This window comes from Pseudodesulfovibrio sp. 7M6 (assembly GCF_050058625.1).
Lineage (GTDB): Bacteria > Desulfobacterota > Desulfovibrionia > Desulfovibrionales > Desulfovibrionaceae > Pseudodesulfovibrio > Pseudodesulfovibrio salinus.
Genome location: NZ_CP188816.1, coordinates 720,280 through 744,406, shown reverse-complemented (window position 1 = coordinate 744,406; position 24,127 = coordinate 720,280). Strand labels below are relative to the sequence as shown.

The 24,127-nt window shown below is 60.2% G+C and carries 22 protein-coding genes; 10 read left to right on the top strand and 12 right to left on the bottom strand.

The genetic code is table 11. The features are described 5' to 3' along the window. Positions 1-14 precede the first annotated feature (14 nt). Positions 15-560, bottom strand: a complete 546-nt coding sequence (locus tag ACI0FG_RS03360; RefSeq protein ID WP_419787148.1) for a TorD/DmsD family molecular chaperone — start codon at positions 558-560, stop codon at positions 15-17. Between the two features lie 118 nt (positions 561-678). Then, positions 679-2,013 carry a LuxR C-terminal-related transcriptional regulator gene (locus tag ACI0FG_RS03355; RefSeq protein WP_419787147.1) on the bottom strand — a complete coding sequence of 445 codons (1,335 nt, stop codon included), beginning with the start codon at positions 2,011-2,013 and terminating at the stop codon, positions 679-681. A gap of 72 nt (positions 2,014-2,085) precedes the next feature. On the opposite strand from ACI0FG_RS03355, the gene ACI0FG_RS03350 reads away from it, so the two are divergent. From ACI0FG_RS03350 to ACI0FG_RS03335, 4 genes are all read left to right on the top strand, one after another. Then, positions 2,086-2,496: a hypothetical protein gene (locus ACI0FG_RS03350; protein WP_419787146.1), complete on the top strand. Its 411-nt coding sequence runs from the start codon at positions 2,086-2,088 to the stop codon at positions 2,494-2,496. A 95-nt stretch (positions 2,497-2,591) separates the two neighbouring features. Continuing rightward, the gene (locus ACI0FG_RS03345) at positions 2,592-3,569 is read left to right on the top strand and encodes a lipoate--protein ligase (RefSeq protein WP_419787145.1); all 978 of its coding nucleotides are present in this window, start codon (positions 2,592-2,594) and stop codon (positions 3,567-3,569) included. A gap of 183 nt (positions 3,570-3,752) precedes the next feature. After that, the gene (locus ACI0FG_RS03340) at positions 3,753-4,079 is read left to right on the top strand and encodes a carboxymuconolactone decarboxylase family protein (RefSeq protein ID WP_419787144.1); all 327 of its coding nucleotides are present in this window, start codon (positions 3,753-3,755) and stop codon (positions 4,077-4,079) included. Positions 4,080-4,351: 272 nt separating this feature from the next. Next, entirely contained in the window at positions 4,352-4,741 is a 390-nt protein-coding gene (locus ACI0FG_RS03335; protein WP_419787143.1) for a PaaI family thioesterase, read from the top strand. Positions 4,742-4,901: 160 nt separating this feature from the next. Here the strand turns inward: ACI0FG_RS03335 and ACI0FG_RS03330 are convergent, their stop codons facing one another. The 6 genes from ACI0FG_RS03330 to ACI0FG_RS03305 form a co-directional block, all read right to left on the bottom strand. Beyond that, positions 4,902-5,210 (bottom strand): DUF6506 family protein, encoded by a 309-nt coding sequence (locus tag ACI0FG_RS03330; protein WP_419787142.1) that lies wholly within the window; start codon positions 5,208-5,210, stop codon positions 4,902-4,904. A gap of 16 nt (positions 5,211-5,226) precedes the next feature. Continuing rightward, on the bottom strand, positions 5,227-6,216 hold the full coding sequence (locus ACI0FG_RS03325; protein WP_419787141.1) for an NAD(+)/NADH kinase: 990 nt from the start codon (positions 6,214-6,216) through the stop codon (positions 5,227-5,229). A gap of 70 nt (positions 6,217-6,286) precedes the next feature. Beyond that, on the bottom strand, positions 6,287-7,258 hold the full coding sequence (locus tag ACI0FG_RS03320) for an alpha-ketoacid dehydrogenase subunit beta (RefSeq protein WP_419787140.1): 972 nt from the start codon (positions 7,256-7,258) through the stop codon (positions 6,287-6,289). Positions 7,259-7,302: 44 nt separating this feature from the next. Beyond that, positions 7,303-8,262 (bottom strand): thiamine pyrophosphate-dependent dehydrogenase E1 component subunit alpha, encoded by a 960-nt coding sequence (locus ACI0FG_RS03315; protein WP_419787139.1) that lies wholly within the window; start codon positions 8,260-8,262, stop codon positions 7,303-7,305. Between the two features lie 18 nt (positions 8,263-8,280). Next, a complete protein-coding gene (locus ACI0FG_RS03310; RefSeq protein ID WP_419787138.1) occupies positions 8,281-8,709 on the bottom strand; it encodes a Lin0512 family protein in 429 nt (142 codons plus the stop codon). A 10-nt stretch (positions 8,710-8,719) separates the two neighbouring features. Beyond that, a complete protein-coding gene (locus ACI0FG_RS03305) occupies positions 8,720-10,057 on the bottom strand; it encodes a 2-oxo acid dehydrogenase subunit E2 (RefSeq protein ID WP_419787137.1) in 1,338 nt (445 codons plus the stop codon). A gap of 433 nt (positions 10,058-10,490) precedes the next feature. Here ACI0FG_RS03305 and ACI0FG_RS03300 point away from each other — a divergent pair, with 433 nt between their 5' ends. From ACI0FG_RS03300 to ACI0FG_RS03275, 6 genes are all read left to right on the top strand, one after another. After that, a complete protein-coding gene (locus ACI0FG_RS03300; protein WP_419787136.1) occupies positions 10,491-12,443 on the top strand; it encodes a sigma-54-dependent Fis family transcriptional regulator in 1,953 nt (650 codons plus the stop codon). A gap of 336 nt (positions 12,444-12,779) precedes the next feature. After that, on the top strand, positions 12,780-13,772 hold the full coding sequence (locus ACI0FG_RS03295) for a BMP family protein (protein WP_419787135.1): 993 nt from the start codon (positions 12,780-12,782) through the stop codon (positions 13,770-13,772). A gap of 57 nt (positions 13,773-13,829) precedes the next feature. Beyond that, positions 13,830-15,377, top strand: coding sequence for an ABC transporter ATP-binding protein (locus tag ACI0FG_RS03290; protein ID WP_419787134.1), 1,548 nt, complete (start codon positions 13,830-13,832; stop codon positions 15,375-15,377). Beyond that, the gene (locus ACI0FG_RS03285) at positions 15,374-16,423 is read left to right on the top strand and encodes an ABC transporter permease (protein WP_419787133.1); all 1,050 of its coding nucleotides are present in this window, start codon (positions 15,374-15,376) and stop codon (positions 16,421-16,423) included. Before ACI0FG_RS03290 ends, ACI0FG_RS03285 begins: the two co-directional genes overlap by 4 nt. Before the next feature lie 2 nt (positions 16,424-16,425). Further along, positions 16,426-17,367, top strand: a complete 942-nt coding sequence (locus tag ACI0FG_RS03280) for an ABC transporter permease (protein ID WP_419787132.1) — start codon at positions 16,426-16,428, stop codon at positions 17,365-17,367. A 308-nt stretch (positions 17,368-17,675) separates the two neighbouring features. Further along, positions 17,676-18,944: an amidohydrolase family protein gene (locus tag ACI0FG_RS03275; protein ID WP_419787131.1), complete on the top strand. Its 1,269-nt coding sequence runs from the start codon at positions 17,676-17,678 to the stop codon at positions 18,942-18,944. A gap of 226 nt (positions 18,945-19,170) precedes the next feature. Here ACI0FG_RS03275 and ACI0FG_RS03270 read toward each other — a convergent pair whose 3' ends face one another. The 4 genes from ACI0FG_RS03270 to ACI0FG_RS03255 form a co-directional block, all read right to left on the bottom strand. After that, complete coding sequence (locus ACI0FG_RS03270; protein ID WP_419787130.1) at positions 19,171-21,198, bottom strand: methyl-accepting chemotaxis protein; 2,028 nt, start codon at positions 21,196-21,198, stop codon at positions 19,171-19,173. 371 nt (positions 21,199-21,569) lie between these two features. Next, entirely contained in the window at positions 21,570-22,340 is a 771-nt protein-coding gene (locus ACI0FG_RS03265; protein WP_419787129.1) for an ATP-binding cassette domain-containing protein, read from the bottom strand. Further along, positions 22,337-23,032, bottom strand: a complete 696-nt coding sequence (locus ACI0FG_RS03260; RefSeq protein ID WP_419787128.1) for a GTP-binding protein — start codon at positions 23,030-23,032, stop codon at positions 22,337-22,339. The genes ACI0FG_RS03265 and ACI0FG_RS03260 overlap by 4 nt, the downstream gene beginning before the upstream one ends. Next, on the bottom strand, positions 23,023-24,045 hold the full coding sequence (locus ACI0FG_RS03255; protein ID WP_419787127.1) for an ABC transporter substrate-binding protein: 1,023 nt from the start codon (positions 24,043-24,045) through the stop codon (positions 23,023-23,025). Before ACI0FG_RS03255 ends, ACI0FG_RS03260 begins: the two co-directional genes overlap by 10 nt. Positions 24,046-24,127: the final 82 nt, after the last annotated feature.

Here is a 24,127-nt window from a genome sequence, read left to right as displayed (position 1 = left end):
TTTCAAAGTAAGAGCTATGCGTCGGCGACAGTCCTGGCGGACTCAAGCCACCCGGACAATGCGCCCACCGCCATACGCACCGGAGCGGAAACCTCCGGCTGTTGGCGTACGGCGTCCACAAAGCGCGGAATCCAATCCGCCATGTGCTCGCCGATGAACCATTCCCGCACTTCTTCCAGGCCGGGGACATCCTCCCCGGCACCGACCATGGCCGCCACGGCGTCCAGCTCGTAGGCGAGATGGTCGTCGGGCGTGCTGCCCTGGTCCGGGACCATGAGGCCCAGGCTGCGGTAGGCATCCCGCACTTCCATGGTAGAACGGCCCATGAGGATCGGTTCCTTGGCATATGCGGACGCATAAGGCGGAGCTGGTACAGCGGCGGGGCCGACGAAGAGACGATTGAAATCGTACTCCACCCCGGTCCAGTCCGTGGCCGCGTCGAGCGGTATGTCGAAATGATGTGAGATCGAGACGGAAGCGGCCTTAAGGTCCTTCGCATCAATGGATGCAAAGAAATCCCTGAGTGCCGTCAGCCCCTCGCAGATACGTTTCCTGTCCATTTGGCTCTCCCTTCCAGAGATCAAACTCTGCTGGATCAACAGTTTATCCAGTAATAAAGTCCCGAAGAAGGCAACAGACGGGAAAATGGGGATAGATCGGGTATACCCGACTACCCAATCAGGCCGAAAGGGCTGAAGCCTTCAGATGGGCATAGAGGCTGACGCTCTTGCCGTGCAAGCCGAGCTTGCGGCGAATGTTCTTACGGTGTGTCTGGACTGTTTCGACTGAAATATTAAGGCCTTCCGCTATATCCTTGGAGGCATGACCGGCCTGGATGAACTGGCACACGCGGGTCTCCATGTGCGTCAACTTGAGCAGCATGGGGTCTGTCCCTTCACTGCCCGGAGCCAGCCGCGCCAGCTGATCCTTGGCCACGGTGATGTACCCTTTGCGGATACCGGGGTCATCTTCGTTTTCGATGCGCTCCAGGGCGGGCAGGACCAGATTGTTCACCTTGGCCGATATCTCGCCCAGCAACCGCTCGCGCTCCTTGTCGATGCTTCGGAGCACGTTGCGCAGGGTGATATTCATCTCTTCCAGCTGCTCCTTTTCCTCCTGCAGGGCCTCGGTGCGCTCGGAAACCACGCGTTCCAGAGCCTCGCGCTGCACTGCGTGCGCCGTGATGTTGGTCAGCAAGATCATATAGCCGTCACTGGCCATGCTGACGTTGCCCATGGGCGTTATCTGCATCCGGTAGACGGTCTCGTCGTCAAAGAGTCCCATCTCGCAGGACATCCCCACCGGATAGTACTTGAGCAGTTCGTCCATTGACTGACCCTCCACGGACAGCACATCCCAGACGGGACGGCCCAGAAAATCCTCCTCCGCCGCCACGGCGCGCACAGCACCGTTCACACTGGTGACGATCCCATGCGCGTCCACCCCCAAAATGAGGTCGGACGTGGAATTCAGAATATTTTCATATCGGCATTTCTCAAGCGTAAGCAGCCGGTTGGCTTCATCGAGCATCTGATCGGTCTCATCGGGCAGCACCCTCGTCCAGTCACGCACGAACAACACTTCCAGGGCGTCGCCGTAGAGTTTGACATGCCGCCGCGCCAGAACCTTACTCTCGTAGGAACCTTCCATCTTTTCGATGACATCGATGAGGCTGCTGATGAAGGTCTTGAAGCAGCCCAGATACATATCCGCCGTGATGCCCCGCATACGGTGAAGCCTTGCGGACTCTATCTGGGGCAGTCCCCATTCCTCCTCGTGGCGGATGAGCCATGAGAAATCCGGCGAAGTTACGCCCCGCGTCCAGTGGCGGGCCATGGGATCCAGAAAATCTTCAAGTGCCTGGAGGCAATCCAGCCGCTTGGCCGTGGTATGCTCCAGGTATCCGGCCTGTTCCATGCGAAGCGCCCACCGTTCAAGGAAGTATTCCTCTTCCTCAACAATGGACACGACCATTTCCCAATAGTGTTTCAGGTTCCCGTATTTGCTGTTCACGCCCCCTCCCAGTTTCATACCCAACGACTACCCACCGCTTGTTTTATCCTTCGACGGGCGTATGATCAAGCCATGAAAACATCTACCCGAATGCGTACCGTCTTCCGCGCCCTACTGCCCCTCTGCTGTATGGCTGTTCTGGCCCTGCCCGCCCTGGCCGGGAACGCCAGCGGACTTCCCGGTGCCGATATCAAACTCCTGTCAACGGCCAAGGCCGGAACCCCGGTGACGGCCCGCTTCGACCTGAAGGGATACACTCTCCCCGTCGGCTCCTATCCGTCCATCAACATCGACTTTCCATCGGCCCCGGAAGGACTGGAACCCTGGGTGCGGCCGGGTTACCCGGATACCACGCTGACCTTCCACACGCCCGGCACCTACAAGATGCGGGTCATCCTCAACGAGGTCAGCAAGCCCAGCTGCGGCGGGGTCAATGCCAAGCAACTGCTGGAAAAGACCATCGACGTCGTTGTGCAGCCCTGATTCCGGCCCGCCACTTGGCAAGCGGCGGGGAATGCGACACACTCCGCCCTCACCGGGTCCGTCTTTTGCATCCGGCAAGGGAAAAAGGAGCACGCATGCGCTATATCCATAACCGGGTCACCGACCCCGCCTTCAACCTGGCCGCCGAGGAATGGCTGCTGACCAACGCCGACGAGGAAGTATTCATGCTCTGGCGCAACGAGCCCGCCGTCATCGTGGGCCGCAACCAGAACACCCTCGCGGAGATCGACGAGACATTCACCATGTCACGCGGCATTCCGGTGGTCCGCCGACTGAGCGGCGGCGGGGCCGTGTTTCACGACCTGGGCAACATAAACTTCACCTTCATCCAAAACGGAACACCCTCCGGCGGGCTGGACTTCGAACGGTTCACCAAACCCATTCAGCAGGCCCTCGGCCGCATGGGGGTCGAGTGCGTTTTCAGCGGCCGCAACGACCTGCTCATCGACGGCAAGAAGTTCTCCGGCAACGCCCAGCACTTCCATGGCGGCAGGATTCTGCACCATGGCACCCTGCTCTTTGCCTCGGACATGACTGACCTTTCCGGCGCGCTTCGCGTGGATCCCGAAAAATACCGGGACAAGGCCGTAAAGAGCGTCCGCTCGCGGGTGACCAACATATCAAGCCATCTGCCGGAACCCATGGAAGTATCGGAATTCATCGAACGCCTCATGGGATACATCTCCGAATCCACGGACCAGACAAACATGACCCTGACCGCCGGGGAAACCGAGGCTATCGAGCAGCTGGCAACCGAGCGCTACCGCACCTGGGACTGGAATTTCGGTTCCTCGCCCGCCTACAACTTCTCCAAGCGCACACGCACGCCCGGCGGCCTGCTGGACGTTCACCTGTACGTCAAGAAGGGGATCATAACCGAAGTCCGGCTCTTCGGCGACTACTTTGGAGTGCGAGACATAGCCGAACTGGAAGCCCTGCTGCGCGAATCCCGCCACTCCCGCGCCTCCCTGGAGGAACGATTAAAGGACGTGAAGCTGGATGAGTATCTGCACGCGGTCACGCTGCCCGATTTCCTGGACTGCCTGTTCTGATACGGGGCTGAAAACCTGTTCGGAAATCGACCAATGTTCACGTCCGGTACAGGATTACAATCGGTTTTCCCAGTGCTACGATCCGGTTTACAACATAACCACTTGCTATTTAAATGGAAATAGCCACGGGCATACTCCTTGCTGTATTGAGGCATCTCAAAACAACAACCAAGGAGCAATCCAATGGATGCAGCGGAAAAAGCGGCAGATACTCTTGCCAAGATGACCAACCAAGCCAAGAACGTTTTCCCGAACTACATTGCCTTCACCAAGGAGATCAGCCAGTTCGGTCCCATCGACCACAAGACTCAGGAACTGATTCACGTCGCCTGTTCCATGATGTCCCAGTGCGAGATGTGCATTTCGCTCCACATTCAGGGAGCAGCCAGCCATGGAGCTACCAAGGAGGAAATCATGCAGGCAGCCATGCTCGCCATTGCCATGGGCGGCTCGCCGAAAATGATGTACATGCATTACGTCTTCGACGAACTCGAAGACCTGTTTGATTAGTGGCTCCGGCTCTATCGGCGGCCGGAGGGATTCCGTCCCCCTCCGGCCCCGTGCCGGGCAATAATGCCGACCGTGTATCCCCAAAAGATTCCCGGTGACTTTGCAGCAAGTTTACGCAAGAATGGACGATCCCGGCCACCGGCCGAAAAGGACCGAAGGCACAGCCAAACCGTGCCGACGGTCATTTTTCTATCATGACGCGGCACCCTGCCGGACACGACTCTTGTTCTGCGGAGCACGCTGCGGGGACTGCCGAAAAGCAGGAGGAGCCCATGGAAATCAAGACACATGAAAAGATCGACCAAAGCCTGTGCGGAGAGCCGGTTTCCACTTTGGACGGTGCCAGCGAGGTGCAACTGACCTGCACCGAAAGCATGGCCGCCGATGCCAGCGGCCTGGTGCACGGCGGGTTCATCTTCGGCATGGCCGACTATGCCGCCATGCTGGCCGTCAATCATCCCAACGTGGTCCTCGGCGCGGCCGAAACCCGCTTTCTGAAACCGTCCCGAGTGGGTGACGTGCTGCTGGCCAAGGCGCAGGACGAAACACCGGGCGAGCGCAAGCACATGGTCAAGGTCGAGGTGTTCTGCGGCGAGGACGTGGTCTTCTCCGGCACGTTCACCTGCTTTGTGACCAAGGAACACGTCCTTGCGGGCAAATAGCTAAACGTATTTTCCCAGCTCTCCACAAACGGAAAGCGGACACAACCTGTTCAGAATCACGAAAGGGCCGGGACCGACTTGAAGTCGGTCCCGGCCCTTTGTTACGTCCACAGGGCTGGCAGGGCCGTGCTCTCCCACACGGCCCTGCCAGCCATTTCCATCAGCCGAACAAGCTGTCACCGCTGACGTTGTTCAGCCCGGGATGGATGTCGAACCTGACCACGCCCACAGGCACGTCCACGGCGGCGGCTACACGAGCCGTCCCCGCAACACCGAACCCACCGCAGAGTTCAATGGCGCCGATGCCTTCCTTTTCCACCAGATCGCGGGCCAGGGCCTCAGCCTGGGCATAGTCGCCCACGGCCACGGCCAAGAGTTCGACGGCTTCGGTTTTGACCCAGTTTCGGTGCGTGGCTGGGTCGCCGCCCGGAGCGATAAAAATAAATGCGGCCTTTAGCTTGGTACTCATGTTGACTCCTTACTGATTATGCAGGTTGACGAAACAGGCCGTTCTCCCTGGCCTTGTCCATAGCTTTGTCCACGTCCACGACCAATGGGCCCTGCGTGTTCAAACGGACGGCGGCCCTGGAGCCGCTTGGAATGTCGACCTCGCGCTCGCCGTCCACGGCGATGAGACCCGGGGAAACGTCAATGTAGAATAGTTCGTCCGGGGCCATTTCGGCAATGCCGCATATGGGCACGTCCGCGAACATGCCGGGGGCGATGGACGCCGTGACCGTCACCGGCGAACCTTCGCCGAATCGCAGGGCCAACCCGCAGGGTTCCTCCGGACGGATACGCCGCAACTGGCCGCCGATGGCGGACAGCCCGATGGACGAGGCGCTGCATCGAGTCAGAAAAAGCTGGGGAACCTTTTCCATCTGCCAGACCGCCCTGGAAGCGAGAAAGACATCGTCGTACACCGCCGCATCCACCAGGGCGAGGTCCACGACTTCGTTGTCGATGAGGATGTCGAACATGCAGGAACGATAGCAGCTCTCCTCGCGGGAAAGACGGCCCGAGGCCACGAGACCGGCGGCAAGACCGGCCACAGTGGCCTCGCCCATCAGGGGAAAGACGTTATTGGTCCCCGTGGAGAGCGGTAGAATTGGCACCGCGACGGACCCTTTGCAGGCCGCCCGGCTCGTGCCGTCGCCTCCGAGAACGACAAGGCACTGTGCTCCGAGGGTCTCCATGATGCCCGCCGCAATGGAGGTGTCGGTCTGGTTGTTGCGGATGGGCATTTCCACCGCCTCCACGGGGATTGAGGGGGAAATAGCGTTGAGAGCGCGCGGCACGATGCCATAGCCGTCCGGCATGTAGATAATCCGCTCCGTACCGGCCCGCTCAAGCCCGAGGATCAACCGCCGGACCATACGGACTTTTTCCTGATTGTCGAAAACGCTGCCGTGCGCGACGAGGCGGCGGATATCCTTGCCGGAAGATGGATTGGCTATGATGGCTACTGTACTCAATGGTGCGCCCTCGCTGGTTGGGCGGGGAACCGGACAAGACAAAGCCGGTTCTCCCGCCCGGGAATGGGAGTTAGCGAATGCTCTTGACGGCCTCTACGATGTTGTCCGCGTTGGGGATGTAGTACTGTTCCAGCGGCGGGGAGAACGGAACCGGGCAGAAAGGCGCGCCGACCCGCTTGATGGGGGCGTCCAGATATTCCACGGCTTCCTCGGCCACCATGGCCGCGATCTCCGCACCGGGGCCGCCGAACTTGACGGCTTCGTGGGCGACGACAAGGGAATGCGTCTTCTTGACGGACTCGACAATGGTGGCGGTGTCCAGAGGCAGCAGGCAGCGCGGGTCGATGACCTCGGCCTCGATGCCGTCGGCCTTCAGCCTTTCGGCGGCTTCCAGGGCGGAGTAAACCATCTGGGAGGTGGCGACGATGGTCACGTCGGACCCCTCGCGCTTCACATCGGCCTTGCCGAGTTCGATGGTATAGCTCTCGTCCGGTACTTCGCCGGAAACACCGTAGAGCAGCTTGTGCTCCAGGAATACGGTCGGATTGTCATCGCGGATGGCGCTGATGAGCAATCCCTTGGCGTCATACGGGGTGGACGGGATGACCACCTTAAGGCCGGGGATGTTCATGAACCAGGATTCCAAGCACTGGGAGTGCTGCGCGGCGGCGCCGATACCGGCTCCCTGCGGCATGCGCAGGGTCATGGGCACCGTGGCCTTGCCGCCGAACATGAACCGCATCTTGGCGGCCTGGTTGAACAGCTGGTCCATGGAGACGCCGATGAAGTCAACGAACATAAGTTCGGCGACAGGCCGCAGACCGGCAACGGCCGAACCGGCGGCGGCACCTACGATGACGCTCTCGGTAATGGGCGTGTCCTTCACCCGGTCTTCGCCGAACTGGTCGAAGAGTCCCTGGGTGACGCCGAAGCAGCCGCCAAATTGACCGACGTCCTCGCCGAGGATGAACACGTTCTCGTCGCGCTCCATTTCCTGCCTCAACGCTTCATTGAGTGCCTGAAGATATGATTTTTCGGACATTGTTTTCTCCGTTGAATTTTATATGTATTCGTGAAGTCGACCGGCTAGGCGTATACGTCGTCCATGAGCACGTCGGTGGACGGCATGGGGCTTTCCTTGGCAAAAGCCACGGCCTCGTCCACGGCCTTGGCCACGGTCGCCTTGATCTTGTCGGCTTCCTTCTGGGTCAGGGTCTTGCTTTGAATGAGCTTGGCCTCGAACCGGGGGATGGGATCCTTGGCCATCCACTCTTCCAGCTCTTCCGCGCAGCGGTAGGTGCAGGCATCGCCCTCGAAGTGGCCGCGCCAGCGGTAGGTCTTGCACTCGACCAGGGAGGGGCCTTCGCCGTTGCGGGCGCGCTTCACGGCCTCGGCAACAGCTTCGTTGACGGCCAGAACATCGTTGCCGTCCACGACCACGCCGGGCATGTCGTAGGCTGCGGCACGGTCGGCTATGTCGGTAACGGCCATGGACTTGCACTGCGGGCAGGAAATTCCGTAGCCATTGTTTTCATTCACAAAGACCAGCGGCAACTTCCAGGCACTGGCCATATTCAGGGCTTCCTGGGTCGTGCCCTGGTTGGAGGCGCCGTCACCGAAGAAGCAGAGGGTGACGTCGTTGGTCTTCTTGTACTTGGCAGCCAGGGCAGCGCCGCAGGCCAGAGGACCGCCGCCGCCGACGATGCCGTTGGCGCCCAGGATGCCCAGGTCCATATCGGCAATGTGCATGGAGCCGCCCTTGCCCTTGCAGTAGCCGGTGGAGCGGCCGAAAATCTCGGCCATCATCAGCTTCAGGTCGCCGCCTTTGGCCAGCAGGTGGCCGTGGCCGCGGTGGGTACTGGTGATCATGTCCTTGTCGGTCAGAGTGGCGCAGGCCCCGGTGGCCACGGCCTCTTCGCCGAGGTAGAGGTGCACGAAGCCGGGAATCTCGCCGGCGGCGAAGAATTCCTGCAACTTCTGCTCGAACAAGCGGATCTTGTTCATGGTTTCATACATTTGAATCAATGCTTTCTTGCTGAGAGCCATTGTGTTCTCTCCTCTGGGTTATTCGGCCTCGGCAAAGCAGCCGCAGGCCCGTTGCTCCGATCCATCCGTTTCCCCGCCCGCCATGTCCGTCTCTATGGAAACGGTCAGCGCGGCGCAGGCCACGACGATATTGCTCACTCCGGCGGCAAAGCAGGGAACCTCGATGCCCGGCACCGACATGCCGCCGGTGGTCAGGTTCAGAGTGGTCTCGCCTATGGGAATACAGGCAAGCACGGCATCCCTGTCCACGGAATCCGGGTCCGGAACGGCCACGTCCGCATGGACGTACACGCCCTGAAACCGGTCCCGGCCGCAGATCTCCATGATGCCACAGAGGCAGACACGGGACACGGCGTCCCGCACCGCACGCGTGGCGGCCTTGGTCATGTCCTCGCCGTGGAGGTCGGCCGCGTAGCCGAGTTCTATGGCAAACCGTTTGCGCGCCATGGGGCGTCTCCTAGACGATCATCAGGCCGGGGTTCTCCAGCATGTCTCCCAGCTCGCGCAGGAAGGCCATGGCCGGGGCTCCGTCCGTGGTCATGTGGTTGAAGGTCAGGGAAAGGGTCATCATCTGGCGGACGCAGACCTCGCCGTCCTTGACGCCGGGCTTCTCGACCACACGGCCGACGCCCAGGATGCCGGTCTCCGGCGGATTGAGGATGGGGGTGAAACCGTCCACGCCCATCATGCTCACGTTGCTGATGGTAAACGTGCCGCCCTTGATCTCGTCCATGCTCAGGCCGCCCTTGCGCGCCCGTCCGGCCACGTCGCGAACTTCGGTCTTGAGTCCTTCCAGGGTGTATTTGTCGGCGTCCTTGACGTTGGGAACGATGAGCCCGTTGGCAATGGACACGGCAATGCCCAGGTTGACGTGCTCATGCAGATGAATGCCGTCTTCCTGCAAGGTGGAGTTAATGATGGGATGACGCTTGAGCGCCCGGCACACGGCGTAGCAGATGATGTCGTTGTAAGACACGCGGTAGTCCGGGTTACGCTTGTTGCGATTGATGAGCGTGGTGCGCAGGTTGACCATCTCGGTGACGTCCAGCTCGACAAATACCGTCAGCTGGGCGGCGTTCTGCAAGCTGGCCTGCATATTCTCCGCAATGAGCTTGCGCACGCCTTCCATGGGCACAATGGTGTCCTTGGCGGCGGGAGCGGCGGCGGCAACAGGTTCGGCGGCCGGGTTCATGGCCCGCAAAATGTCCGCCTTGGTAATGCGTCCGTCTTCGCCCGTGCCGGTTACATCCGACAGGTCGATACCCTTCTTGCGGGCGAACTCGATAGCCTTCTTGCTGGCGTTGACGCCCGAGAAGGCGGAGTCGGCCTCGGCCTGGACATCCTTCATGGTGATGGTGCCGTTCGGGCCGGTGCCGGTGACTGCGGAAAGGGCAACGCCCAGCTCCTTGGCCAGCTTGCGCGCGGCGGGCATGGCCGGGACGAACTCGCCCTCCTCGACAGGTGCGGCGGCAGCGGCTTCAGCCTTGGGCGCATCCCCGGCCGGTGCGGCCTCGGCAACGGGAGCACTCCCGGCTGCGACCTTTTCGACCGCTTCACCGTCCGCAGCGATGATGCCCAGCACGGCCTTGACCGCAGCCACATCCCCCTCAGGGACAATGATTTGAGCGAGAACACCGCTGGCAGGCGACTCGACAGAGTTGGTAATTTTATCGGTTTCCACTTCAAAGAGCGGCTCTCCGGCTGTCACCGTATCACCTTCGCCCTTAAGCCAGCGGACGACCTTTCCTTCTTTCATGGTCAGTCCCCATTTGGGCATGATCACTTGTTGAGCCATAACCAAGTCCTCCTGATTGTTAGCGTGTGAAGGCCATTCTGCAACGGTGGTGCCAAGTATATTAAAGTAATTATTACAAATTGTTATTGATATTAAGCCAATATTTCGCTCCAAAAGTGTTCGGCGGTTGAACAAACGGCCGGGAAGCGATCACGCCAAGTGGAAAAATGATGCATCACCTCGGGATCAAACAGGGAATCTACTATTTTTACGATATTCCGTGTTCAAATTCCGAACACTTGACAGGTTCAGAGCATTGGTGGAGACCTAACCTGCGGTTAAATTCCATAGGTACTGTTTAAGGGAGGCGCTTATGCATCAGCTTCTCAGGGATGGAAACGGGTTCGAAATATTACAAGACCCTCAAGATATAGAGGTTAGCACCAGAACACAGCCGCTGCTGTCCAGGCCGAGAAGGCAGCGCGGAGCGCAGGTGGACTACGCCAGCTGGAAACATTTCGTTGAGGGGAAGCGTGAATCCGTCAACGGCATGGATCAGGCGCTGCTGGATTCCTGGCACCGCTGCATGGATATGGAGGTGGATCCGGCCCCGCGCAGCTGCTGGGATTTTCTTCCGGTCAGTGAACTGGAACCGTTTACCAACACGCTGGAAAAAATCTGCGGCGATATCGAAGCCACGGCCTACAGCGCCATCAAGGGCAAAAATCTGCTCATCACCATTGCCAACGTGGAGGGCCGCGTAGCCCGCACCTGCGGTGATCTGAAGGTGCTCAAGCAGGCCGACAAACTGAACTTCGGCCCCGGTGCCAACTGGGCCGAGACAAGCGTGGGTACCAACGCCATCGGCGTGGCCCTCTCCACCGGCCTGCCCATGCAGGTTGTGGGTGAGGAGCACTTTTGCCGCAGCCACCACAGCTGGACCTGCACGGCGGCTCCCATACTGGACCCGCGCGGCGACATCTGGGGTTGTTTCGACATCTCCGGCCCGGTGCACTCCGACCACTCCGGCAACATGGAAGTGGTGCTGCAAGCCGCGCGCGCCCTGGAGCAGAACCTCAGCCGACTCTATTGCTCCGAACTGGAGGGGCAGATGGCGTCGCTCTTCTCCTCCATGTTCAACTCCGTCACCACCGGCGTAATTTTCCTGAGCCGTCAGGGCAGGGTAACCAGCGCGAACAGCATCGCCGAACTGCTGCTGGCGCCCAAAGGCAGAGCCCTGCGCGGCTGCAAGGCCGAGGAACTTTTCGACCTCGCGCCCTATCTGGCCCAGGCCAAGCAGGCCTCGCTGTGCGATCCCGTGGTCGTACCGTGCAGGATCAACCCGAACCTGCACGTTCGGGCCATCCCCACATTCAGCGCCAGCGGCGACTGGCTCGACACCATCATCACCGTCAGCGAAACGCAGCATACAAAGCAGTTCCCCATTGCCGGACACAATCACGGCAGGGCTTCGCTCCATACAACCTCCCATGCCGGATTCGAACATGTGCTCCATGCCAGCGAGCCAATGCGCAAGGCGGTCCGCCAGGCTGCCAACGCAGCCAGGACGCCTTCCACAGTGTTGCTGCTCGGCGAGTCCGGCACCGGCAAGGAACTCTTTGCCAAGGGCATCCACAAAGCGGGTCCCCGTGCAGATCGCCCATTCATAGCGGTCAACTGCGGCGCGTTCTCCGAGGAACTGGTGCAGAGCGAACTCTTCGGCTACCGCGAGGGCGCCTTTACCGGTGCGGTTAAGCGGGGCAGGGAAGGAAAATTCCAGAAAGCGGACAAGGGCGTGCTCTTCCTGGACGAGATTTCGGAAATGCCCATCTCGCAACAGGTCAACCTGCTGCGCGCCCTTGAGGAACGGGCCATCGTCCCGGTGGGAGGCACCACGCCGCTGCCGGTGGATGTAAAAATCGTGGCCGCCACCAACAAGAATCTGGCGGAACTGGTCCGGCAAGGGCGATTCCGCGAAGACCTCTATTACCGTCTGAACGTGGTGGGCATCACCATTCCTCCCCTGCGGGAGCGGGGCCACGACATCACGCTCCTGGCCGAACATCACCTCAAACGGCTGTGCAGCGATTTCGGCATTCCCTGCCCGGAAATTGCGCAGGAGACCGCGGACATCCTCATGGCCCACTCCTGGCCGGGCAACGTGCGCGAATTGGTCAACTGCCTGGAGTCCGCCGCCAACAACCTCTCCGGCCCCTGGCTCAGGCCCGAGCACCTGCCCGCCTATCTGCTGGAAAAGACGGAAGGGCTGCCAGCCGCATCGCGCAGGCCCCACTCCAGAGGCTTTCAGCTCAAGGACCGGGAGGCGGACGCCATCCGAGAGGCACTGGAATACCATCAGGGCAATATCAGCAAGACGGCCAAGGCCCTGGGCATCGGCCGCAATACGCTCTACGCCAAGATGGAGCGCTACGGCATAGAAATGTAATGAATGGGGGCCGTGCCATTTCCATGGTCCGGCCCACATTTTTGTTCTTCCCTTTCCCGGCCATTCAGGGCCGCCATAACGGCGCATCCTCCCCTGAACAATCCTGTGAAATTTACGTTTTTCGGGAGGATATTATTACATTTTTGCTACATCTAGCTGCCATTTTCACAGTTTTTGGCAATTAATTCCGAACCATATACAGCTCAACACCTCGAAAAAACGAATCATTTACTAGCCACTCATTTTCTGGCACCCACATTGCACAACATAGTGGGCCGCGATTCATCACGTTGCAGCGGCGCAAGATTCACCTATTCAAACGGGGGAGGATTTCCCATGAAACGTCTTATGACCGTCGCCACGGCCTGTTGCCTGGCGATTGCCATGCTTGCGGGCACTGCACTGGCAGCGGGCAAAATCAAAGTGGCCGGTATCTACACCCAGCCCATCCAGCAGAAATGGGACGCCTGCCTGCACAAGGCCCTGCAAAAGGCGGCCGATGCGGGTGAGATCGAATATGTCTATTCGGAGAAGGTTTCCAACACCGACTACACCCGCGTGCTGCGCGAATATTCCGAAAAGGGCGTTGACCTCGTGGTCGGCGAAGCCTTCGGCATTTCCCGCGATGTGACCAAGGTTGCCAAGGACTACCCCAACGTGGCCTACCTGATGGGCGACTCCTTCGGCCCCCGGGGCACCAATCTTTCCGTTTTCGACAATTACATCCACGAGCCCTGCTACCTGATGGGCATGATCGCGGGCAAGATGACCAAGACCAACAAGATCGGCATGGTCGGCGGCTATCCCATCGGCGAGGTCAACCGTCTCTTCAACGCCTTCATGGCCGGTGCCAAATCCGTGAACCCGGATGTCCAGTTCAAGGTCTCCTTCATCGGTTCCTGGTATGATCCGCCGAAGGCCAAGGAATTCGCCTACGCCCAGGTCGAGTCCGGTGTGGACGTGCTCTATGCCGAGCGGGGCGGCGTGGTCGATGCGGCCCGCGAAAAAGGCATCATCGCCTTCGGCAACGTCAACGACATGAACAAGGAAGAGAACGGCAAGGACGTTGTCGTCGCCTCCGCCCTGTGGAACATGGACGCCGCCATCAAGCACGCGGTTGACCTGGTCAAGGCAGGCAAGTTCAAGGCCGAGGACTATCGGGAGTGGACCATGATGGGCAAGGGCGGAGCCTCCCTCTCCCCCTACTACGAGTTCGAGGACAAGATCCCCGCCGACGTCAAGGCCAAGGTGGCCGAGACCGCCGAAGCGATCAAGTCCGGCAAGCTGGTCATCAAGATCGACGACAGCGAGCCCAAGTCAACTTTTTAATTGTATTAATCCGGACCGCTCCGCACGGGGCGGTCCTTTCTATTTTTCGAGGATATAGTGCCAACACCGGTCCTGAAACTGACAGGCATAACCAAGACATTCGGCTCCGTAACCGCCAACCGGGATGTAACGCTCACGCTGCATCAGGGTGAAATGCTCGCCCTGCTCGGGGAGAACGGCGCGGGAAAGACGACGCTCATGTCCATTCTCTTCGGCCATTACGTGGCCGATTCCGGCACCGTGGAGGTGTTCGGCGAACCGCTCCCGGCCGGATCACCCCGCGCCGCCCTGGAGGCGGGTGTGGGCATGGTCCACCAGCACTTCACCCTGGCCGACAACATGACCGTGCTCGAAAACGTCATGCTCGGCACGGAATCGCTCTTCGCGCCCGGCCATGACAAGCGCAGCGCCCTGCGCCGACTGGCCGAACTCATGGAGCGGTTCGGCCTGGAGGTCGAACCCGCCGCCAAGGTTCGCGACCTCTCCGTAGGCGAGCGGCAGCGCGTGGAAATCCTCAAGGTTCTCTACCGCGAGGCACGCATCCTCATCCTGGACGAGCCGACCTCGGTACTTACCCCGCAGGAGGCGGCCCATCTTTTCGAGACCCTGCGCCAATTGGTGCAGGACGGCCTGTCCGTCATTTTCATTACCCACAAGATGCGCGAGGTCATGGCCGCGTCCGACCGCTGCGCCGTACTCCGCCAGGGCGCGGTGGTCTTCGAGTCCGCCACGGCCGACACCACGGCCGGGGAACTCGCCCGCGCCATGGTGGGCAGCGAAATTCCCAAGGCCGAACGAAACGAAGCCCCGGCCAAGGGTGACGAAATCCTCTTTCTGAACCGCGTCCGCGTCACCGGCGCTTCGGGCAAACGGCTGCTGGACGACCTGACCCTACACCTTCGCGCCTACGAAATTTTAGGTATTGCAGGTGTTTCCGGCAACGGACAGGCCCAGCTGGCCGATCTGCTCTCCGGCCTCATCGAGCCGGAATCAGGCGAAATCATCATCCACGGCGAACTGGTGGACCATCCCTCCCCGGCGGCCATGATAGCCCAGGGCGTGGGCCGCGTGCCCGACGACCGCACCGGCACCGGGTTGGTGGCGGACATGACGGTCATGGAAAATCTCTCCACCGAATGTTACCGGATGCCCGGCTATTCCCGGCGCGGCCTGCTCAATTTCAAGGGACTGGCCTCCCGCGCCAAACAGCTCATCCAATCCTTCGACGTCCGCTGCCCCGGCATCGATACACCGGTGCGCAAACTCTCCGGCGGCAATATGCAAAAGCTCATTCTGGCCCGCGTACTCTCGGGCGCGCCCTCGGTCATCATGGTCAACCAGCCCACCTGGGGCCTGGACGTCGGTGCCACTGCCTATGTCCATCAGCAGCTTCTGGATGCCGCCTCACGAGGCGCGGGCGTAGTTCTCATTTCCGAAGACCTGGATGAACTCTTCCAGATGGCGGACCGCATCCAGGTCATCTATCAGGGTTCCCTGTCCGCTCCCGTCCCCACAGCCGAGGTGGATCGGGCCGAACTCGGCCTGCTCATGGCAGGCACCAAGCCTCCAGCGTCCGAACCGGCTTCCATGGGAGGTGCGGCATGAGGCTTGAAGCCCGGGAAAACGTCTCCTTTGCCATGCGCACCCTGGCCCCGATTTTGGCTGTCCTCGCAGCCATGGCCGTCTGTTCCGGACTCCTGATCTGGGCCGGAGCCTCGCCGCTCGAAGGCTGGGCGCTGATGATCAAGGGCGCGCTGGGGTCCAAATTCGCCATCAGCGAAACCCTGACCCGCGCCACCCCGCTCATCTTTACCGGCCTGTCCGCTGCCGTCGCCTTCCGGGCCAAGCTCTGGAACATCGGCGCGGAAGGTCAGCTCTACATTGGCGCGGTGGTCGCCACATGGCTCGGCACCGGCTCCGTGGAATGGCCGTCCTACGTCATGATCCCCTATCTATTTCTGGCCGGAGCCATCGGCGGCGGGCTGCTCCTGCTGGTGCCCACGCTGCTTAAGACCAAGCTCCAGGTGGACGAGGTCGTGACCACCCTGCTGCTCAACTTCATTGTCCTGCTTTTCGTCAACTGGCTGGTCTTCGGCCCCTGGAAGGACCCCATGGCCATGGGCTGGCCCCAAGCCGCACCCGTGGTGGATTCCGCCCTGCTGCCCCAGCTTTTGGCCAAAACCCGGCTGCATCTCGGCTTCCCCATCGCCCTGGCCTGCGCCCTGGCCGCGTGGTGGTTCATGCGTTCCACTACCTGGGGATTCGAAATCAGGGCCGTGGGCGCATCGCCCCGCGCCAGTCTCTTCGCCGGTATGCCGGTCAACGGCGCCATCGTACGCACGGCCCTCATCTCCGGCGGTCTGGCCGCCATGGCGGGTGTTTCCGAGCTGTGCGGAGTCAAGGAATACCTGACCCTCGACCTCTCGCCCGGCTTCGGCTACTCCGGCATCGTGGTCGCCATGCTGGCAGCGCTGCATCCGCTGGGCGTTGTGGCCGCCTCCCTCTTCGTGGCGGTCATCTACATCGGAGCCGACTCCATGAGCCGGGCCATCAACATCTCCAACTACATCGCCGATGTGACCACCGCCGTCTGCCTGCTGGCCGTCCTGGTCGCCATGTTCCTGGCGCATTACCGCATCCGCTGGAGGTAACCATGGACGTCGTCAATTTCCTCCTCGAAACCGGTTTCTGGATGGCCACCATCCGCATGGCTACCCCGCTGCTTTTCGGCACGCTGGGCGAGTTGATCTGCGAGCGCGCGGGCGTGCTCAACCTCGGCATCGAAGGCATCATGGCAGCAGGCTGCATGGCAGGTTGGACATGGGTCTACCTGGGCGGAACGCTCTGGACCGGCATTCTCTTCGCCGCGTTCATCGGCGCACTCTTCGGCCTGTTGCACGCCTTCTTCACCGTGCATCTCGGTCTGTCGCAGCACGTCACCGGCCTGGGCATCACCATGCTCGGCTCGGCCCTGTCCTCCTTCGTCTTCCGCATGCTGCTGCCCAAAGCGACCACGCCGCCCAAGATCATCCCCTTCAAATCCTTCGCCATCCCGTACCTTTCGGATATCCCCTTCGTCGGACACATCCTCTTCGACCAGTCCGCGCTGACCTACATGGCCTTCATCGCTGTCCTGATCGTCAGCTACCTGCTCTACCGCACGCCCATCGGCCTCGCGGTGCGCATGACCGGCGAAAACCCCATGGCTGTCGAAGCCCAGGGATTGTCCGTCTTCACCATCCGCACAGTTGCGGTCATGGTCGGCTCCGCCCTCATGGCAGTGGGCGGCGCGTTTCTGACCATGTCCGCCTTCGATGCCTTCTACATCGGCATGGTCAACGGACGGGGTTGGATATGTATCGCCCTCGTGGTCTTCTCGTCCTGGAAACCAAGCAAGGCGTTGCTCGGCTGTCTGCTCTTCGCCGCCTTCGATGCCGTGCAGATGCGCGTGCAGCAGCAGTCCGGCATGGCCATCCCGTACCAGTTCTACCTGATGATGCCCTATGTCTTCTCCATCATCGCCCTCATCGTCATGTCCCGAAAGGCGGCCTACCCCAAGGCCCTGCTCGTGCCGTTCAGGAAGGGGGAGAGGTAGGAGAAAAAGAGCGCCTGGCGGCGCCCGGGGGGAAGGAGGGGGAGGGGAACCCTTTGGAAAGGGTTCCCCTCCCCCTCCTTCCCCCCGGACCCCCCACCCCCCCTCTCCCTTCCGAAACTTTTTGGTTCGCTACGCGGGGGGAGCGGGGTACTGGGGATACGTGCTGCTTACCATTGCATCAGGAGTTCCCGTATGGGAAAAGACGAAGACAATTTTCACGTAACCGACCCCGCGAAGCGGAGCTAAAAAGTTTTGGAGATTCCTAAGAACCTTTTTCAAAAGGTTCTTAGGCCGCCGGAGGCATTCCTATGATTGATCTATTAATAAAAAACGCCACCATCAACGGCATGGACTCCCCTGTGGATATTGCCTGTCAGGATGGCAAAATCATTGAGGTTGGCCCAGCCATCACGGGAGAAGCTGCGCAGGTTGTCGATGCTGCGGGCTGTCTGGTCACGCCGCCGTTTGTGGAGTCGCACTTTCATATGGACGCCACGCTTTCGGTGGGGATGCCACGCCGCAACGAATCCGGCACCCTGCTGGAGGGCATCCGCATCTGGGGCGAGTTGAAGCCGAATTTGACGCCCGAGGGAATCAAGGCTCGTGCGCTGAAACTGTGTACGTGGGCCATTGCCAAGGGCAACCTGGCCATCCGCACGCATGTGGATACCACGGACCCGACGCTAATGGCCGTGGACGTGTTGCTGGAAGTCCGCGAGCAGATGAGGAAGTATATCGACATCCAGCTGGTGGCTTTCCCGCAGGACGGCGTGCTGCGCTGCAAGGACGGCGTGGAATTGCTCAAGCGCGCTTTGGACAAGGGCGTGGATGTGGTGGGTGGTATTCCGCACTTTGAGCGTACCATGGATGATGGACGCAAATCCGTTGAAATCCTGTGCGAAATAGCGGCGGAACGTGGGTTGATGGTGGACATGCACTGCGACGAATCCGACGACCCGCTCTCCCGGCATATTGAAGCGCTGGCATATCAGACGCAGCGGCTGGGACTGAACGGCCGGGTGACCGGATCGCATCTGACCAGTATGCATTCCATGGACAACTACTATGTTTCCAAGCTGCTGCCGCTCATGGCCGAGGCAGAGATGAACTGCGTTTCCAATCCGCTAGTGAACATGAACCTCCAGGGCCGCCACGATACCTACCCCAAACGGCGCGGGCTGATGCGCGTGCCCGAACTCATGGCCATGGGCATCAACGTCTCCTTCGGCCACGATGACGTCATGGACCCGTGGTATCCCATGGGCACCCACGACCTGCTGGAAGTGGCCCACATGGGTGCGCACGCCCTGCACATGACCGGAGTTTCCCAGCAGGAGGCCATCTTCGACGCCGTAACCGTCAACGGCGCAAAAACACTCGGGCTGACCGGCTACGGACTCACGCCCGGCTGCAATGCGGATATGGTAGTGCTCCAGGCCGCATCCAAACTGGAAGCCCTGCGCCTGCACCCGGCCCGGCTCTTCGTCATCCGCCGGGGCAAGGTCATCAGCAGCACGCCTCGCGTCGAAGCCTCCGTCACACTGGACGACGGCAGGCACATGGTCGATTTCTGCTAATCAGAAACTGTATTTCAACAATTAATATACAGTTAAATTAAATAGTTATTGATACGCATTTTTAATCAATAGAAGAATTGGATACAGCCCGTTTCCCGGAATGAAATATTCGGGAAACGGGCTGTATTTTATTGCCGGGAACGTGTGGCAGGTCATGCTGTGGGCCGCAACGGCCTACGCTCCCGGTCTCTTACACCCAGCCGTCCAGCGACTGTCGTTTGCATTGTTACTGCAGGGCATCCACGCTGCCCGTCGGTTTGACAGATCGGGGAATCTCCGTCCCTTCCGCCTCTTCGCGGCTCAGGTCGCCGATAATTCCCTGCAAGGTCTCGGCCATGGTGGTCAAATCTGTAATGGCTTGAGCCGACTGCTGCACGGCCTCGGCTGTGGCGGAGGCAAGCTGACTCACTTCGGTCACCGCGCCGGATATCTGTTCCGTAGCAGTGGACTGCTGCCGGGTGGCAATGGCTATTCCCTCAATACGTTCTGCCACATTGGTGGAGAACCCCTGGATTTTCTCGAAAGCAGTCACCGAATTGAGGACTTCACCGTTGGCGGCAGCCACGAAATCGAGAGTCTGCTTCACGTCGCGGATATTTCGGCCTGTGGCTTCCTGGATGGCGGTAATCCGCTCCTCCACTTCCTTGGTGGCAACCATGGTCTTTTCCGCCAGCTTGCGAACCTCATCCGCAACCACGGCAAATCCCTTGCCCGCCTCACCGGCACGAGCAGCCTCAATAGCTGCGTTCAGCGCCAGCAGATTGGTCTGATCCGCAATCTCGTTAATGACGTTGATAACCTGACCGATGGACTCGGTATCGATTCCAAGCTGGGCCATGCCTTCTTCCAGCACGGAGACCGTGCTTTCCACTTCGGACATGGACTTTTCGGCACGGCGGACAACAACAATGCCCTGGGCCGCCTCTTCACTGGCTCCATTCGCCGTCGACGAAGCGTCGTTTGAGTTCATGGCCACCTCGGTCACCGTGGCGGTCATTTCTTCCATGGCGGCAGCGGATTCGGCCATGCGCTCCTGCTGGGCAATGGCACCGTCGGCAATGCCGCCGGTCCGTTCCTTCAGGTCGCGGGATACAGAGGTCAGCCGTTGCGCCACCTCGTCGGCCTGCTGCGCCGCTTCTCCCATACGCACCATCAGGGCCTGTACCTTTGTCTGCTGGGCCAATGCTTCGTCGCGGGCCTTGCCTGCGGCTTCGGCCTGACGCCGGGCATCCTCCTCCATCTCGCGAGACTCGTTTATCACCACTCGCAGATTGCCGACCATGTCCACCAACGCGGTGCGCAACTCGCCCAGTTCCGCGGAGAACGTGCCCTCCGGCTCGACTTCCAGATTACCGCCGGACACGACCTTGGCATAGTTGTTGAGCCGCTCAAGAGGACGGGTGATGGACCGCATGACCCAAAGCAGCAGGAGCATGATGATCACCCCCACGGCCACTTCCACGCCCACCACGACATAGTGGATAACCCGGGCATCCCGTTGCGACTGGGCCGCGCTGCTATCGGCGATATCATCATACACCGGCTCCAGGCTCCGGGCGGACGCCATGAGCACGTCGGTCAGTTTGAGAATCGTTTTTTCCTTGTTCACATAGTTATGGAAGGCATCAAGGTACCCTTGAAGGGCCTTAATCTGGGCCACGCCCTGATCCGGGGTGTAAACCTGGGAGATCATCTCCTTAAGTTCGGCTACCCCCTTGTCCACCCGCTCCACATACATGTCACCGCCGCGAATGATGTAGTTCTTTTCCTGGCGGCGTGTCTGCAACAGCTTGACCACGAAATCCTGGGCCTTATCCCCTTTCTTGAACTCGCTCTCCATATTCCGGGCCGCCAGGATGAATGTCCAACGCAATCCATCCTTCATGGTCAGGCCCATGGCCGCATAGTTCTTTGTTACCTGATCCAGCGAATCCTTGTACTCCGCCAGGATTCCAAGTGCCTCTTTACATTGGTCGGCGAGCTGAGGTTTGATGACGGCAATTTTTTTCAGGACCTTGCCTGCCTTGTCCGCACTTTCCAGGGCCTTGGCAGTATACTGCGCATCGTGCCGCAACAGAAAATTCTTTTCCTGCCGCCTTGCCTGGAGGAACAATGCAGTACCCTCGTTGGCGAGAACCGAGAGTTGCCGCGCTTTCTCCACATACCGGCCTCCGACGTAATCGACTGCGAAAATACCGACGAGTCCTATCAGCACGGAGACGAAGATCAGAATCAGCTTGCTTTTGATGCTCATACAGACACTCCCTATGGCAATAGCCAAAATTTAATGAGAAAAATCTGCAAAAACCATGCACTATACTTGTACAATTATATCAATGTACTAATTACGCAAAATCGCGCAAAAATCGTGCGGAACAGGCAAGATGACGGGTTTGGCAACCAGAAAAATTTCAAGAGTAAGAATGTGGTCATCCCCGATAAAGGGGCAGCTGCATACTGACTGGCGGGCCAGAGGCTCAAGAGAAGATACTTCTTGTGAATATCCTGTGAAAAAAAGGAGATATGGCAATCATTCCATAGAAAGCGGCACCCGGAAATCGGCCGGAAACAAATCCACCACGGAAAGTGAACCCAATATGGACGGCCTGTTTATTCCACCGGCCATCAGCCAAGCGGCACGCCCAGGCGCAGGCTGTCCCGAACCCGGGAGAATTCGTCCTCCAACTCTTCCAGGTGGGCAAGCAGACGCTCCTCCGCCGGGGTGCGATGCATGACGTTGCGGACCGCGCCGTGCTCGAAAACCAGACGACGATGGGCGGAAAGGGCCAGCACAGGATCATGAGTGGCAATGACCACGATCTTGTCGCTTTTGAGCAGCAGTTCCAAGGCCCGTACCTTGTCCACTCCAGCGTTCTCGATCTCGTCGATAAGCAGGACCGGAGACCAACTGAGCAAGGCCGCGTCCGCGATCATCAGGGCGCGGGACTGGCCGCCCGAAAGCTGGGTGAGCTGGGTATCCGCCTTAAAGGGCTCTCCTGCCAGATCGTTGGCCGCCTCGATGACCCGGTCGGCCACGGCCTCGGGTTCCGGCACTTCGCGGCTCTCGGCATGGGTCAGAATGAAATCACGCACGCCCATATCGAGGACAAAATTCATATTCTGGGTAAGCTGGGCCACCAGCCTTCCCTGCAACTCGAACCGCAAGTCGGGGTCCGGCTTCTCGCCATCCAACAGCACGCATCGACCGGACGGCGTGTCATTGTCCGCCAGGGATTCGATATCCTGCAAAAAACGGCTCTTGCCCGAACCGGTGGGACCAAGCAGCGCAGTAATAACACCCGGAGCGAACTGGACTTCGCCGGGCTCGTCCCTGCCGGACTTGTCCCGGCCGCCGGTGACGGTCAGGCTGGCCAGAATGGGGCGTTCGATGTTCATTTGCCACCTCCGAATCCCGCCTTTTTCACATTGCCTTTCTGATAACGGGAGCCGATGCGCGTCTCGCTCAGGCAGTAGGAGCAGACAGCGGCGGGCATGGCAAAGCGCAGCCGCATCTCGGTCACCTTTTCCACCTGCGGGGCCATGGCCAGCACGTCGGCAAGCTCCCGGCACCCCTGTCCCGTCAGTCCGTTGATATGCCGGATGATGGCCCGGCCGTTCATCTGCCGGATGCGGTGGCGGTAGACCTCGCGCTCGGCCTGGGAGACAAGGTCCCCCTTGGTCACCAGCACCAGATCGGCCAGCTTGAGCATGGGGCCGATCTTCTTGGGGGCCTCGATGCCCATCAGGTTGTCGATGACGCACAGGGCCAGCGCTCCGCGCAGATGCGGCGAGCAGCGGTTGCACAGCCCGGCGGTCTCAATGACACAGCATTCGGCGCCGGTGCCTTCGGCCCAGGCAAAGGCCTCCTCCAGATTGGTGGCAAAGAAATGGTCGGGACAAAGCCCGCCCGAAAGCGCGGCCGTGGACGGGATGCCAGCGGCATCATAGGTCTTGTCGTCGCGGGTTTGGAGACAGTCGAATTTGACCACCGCGCAGGACGTGCCCCGATTCATAAGCTCTGCCAGGGCGCGGGTCAGCAGCGAGGTTTTGCCGCAGGATGGCGGCCCGGCAACGGTGACTAGTCGCACGGCGTCTCCCGGACCAGTTTGCGAAAGGTCCCGTTCAGTTCATCGCGCAGCGCTGTGATGTCCCGTTCGCGGATGAAATCCCACCCCACCCATTTGATTTTGGCATCGGGTGAAAGAGTTTCGGGCAGCGGCCCTCCGAGAGGAAGAAACCACTGGCCGCTTGGAATCGTACCGAACCCTTTGGTGAAAAAGTCGAGCAACGGGTCGATCCTCGGCCGGGCATCGCGCCGGGCCAGGAAATAAATGGGGCTTGCGGCCGTGCCGTCCTCGGGCCAGATGACCTTGATGTTGTTGGGCTGGCGGGAGGTCTCGGCAAAGAAATAGGGCAGGATGTAAATGCCGCCGCCCTTGGCGGAACCGCCGGACTTGCCCATGCGCGAAGAGTGCATCAGGCCGTGGGCGTTGGCCGCCAGCCGCTTTATGCCTTCCATGCCGAAGGACTGGTAGATGGACATGAGTACGGCATCGGCCATGTCGTCGCCGTCGCCGCACATGTTGATCTGATCGTGATAGCGCGGGTCCAGTAGGTCCTCCCAGCGCCGGGGCGGTTCCACTCCGCCCAACCGCTCCAGGTCGACCATGAAAATGTAGGGGGTGAGGGCGTAGACCGTGTAGCGCCCTTCCGGGTCCACAATGCCCGCCCGCTCGTGCAGGGGGTGCACTTTTTCGGGCAGCACGGCCTCGAACACGCCGGTATCCACGAACCGCTCGCGGAACCCCTTGCGGAAGAAGTCGCCGAACCCGATGGAGGCGATGATGGAGGGCAGCCGGTCCGGATCGGTCTCCAGGTGCAGCGGATCATAGGGGTCCACCGAAGTGCAGCCCATGGGGATATGCATGGTGAGCGGATCACCCGCCGCCTCGCTGGCCGCAATAACGACGTCGAGCTTTTCCTTGACCGCCAGCTTTACCGGGCAAGGGGAATAGAGCAGCAGGTCGAGCCCCGCAGGATCAGGATTGTCGGCCTGGCCTTCCGAACTGACCATGGCCATGAGAGAATCGAGTGTCTTCATGCACGCCCTCTTTCGCTAATGTACCTACAATTTTGCAGTTACCTACAAAATTGTACCTCTCGCCCCCGGATTGGAGCGTATT